2 protein-coding genes are annotated in these 678 nt (G+C 46.9%); both read right to left on the bottom strand.

What is annotated here, in order from left to right; translation table 11 throughout:
• The coding region (locus AK963_RS30170; protein WP_139117827.1) for a hypothetical protein at positions 1-272 on the bottom strand (272 nt) is incomplete at its 3' end.
• Positions 235-678 (bottom strand): hypothetical protein (locus tag AK963_RS34240; protein ID WP_202969960.1); only part of this gene is annotated, 444 nt, incomplete at its 5' end. The genes AK963_RS30170 and AK963_RS34240, both read right to left, overlap by 38 nt.

Genomic DNA, 678 nt, shown 5'->3' with positions numbered 1-678 from the left:
CGAATGGAGCGGGTCAGATCAATGAGGTTGTAAGTGGTGTCGTTGTTGGTTTTGGCGACCGCACTGATATTAAATTCCATGCGGTATTTTGCTTTCGTTCCCTGCCGCTGTTCTTCATTGATGGATTCTAACTGAACCAATATGGCAGGAAGCGCTAAGTCCTGTTCCTGCCCGATAGCGGAATAGCCGAGTTGGGTATTGGGAGCGACTTGTTTTAAATGCTCGATCAGTTTTTCAATTACCAGACTTTCGGGGTTCGACATTGAAGGCATAATTTAATTCCTGATGGAGCAGGGTTGAAAAGCGTTCAAAGATTTTCGGCTGCATCGTATTGAGCGCCGCTTCTGCTTCGGAAAAAATCTTTACGGACTTCTTTTCGATGGGAAGCCCCATCCACATCCAACGGCCTGATCGTTGGGATTGTTGATAACGGTGCGCCCATTCCTTTTTACGGTTGAATACAAACTCTCTCGGTGAATTGACCGGTTGCATCAGAAAGGCACTTTGCCAGAAGGAATGTCTGCCGACCTGAACACCTCTTGGGGTTTGTCGGGCTTTACCGAACTTGTGAGCCCCGACCGGGAAAGTTCCTATCCAGACGATAAGATATTGGGAATCACTCTTTGGTCTGCTCAGTGTTGTTTTAACCCGGCCAAACTCTTTAAAAAGTTTCTGTGT

This window comes from Endozoicomonas atrinae (assembly GCF_001647025.1).
GTDB lineage: Bacteria > Pseudomonadota > Gammaproteobacteria > Pseudomonadales > Endozoicomonadaceae > Endozoicomonas > Endozoicomonas atrinae.
This window is presented reverse-complemented; position numbering and strand designations above follow the sequence as displayed.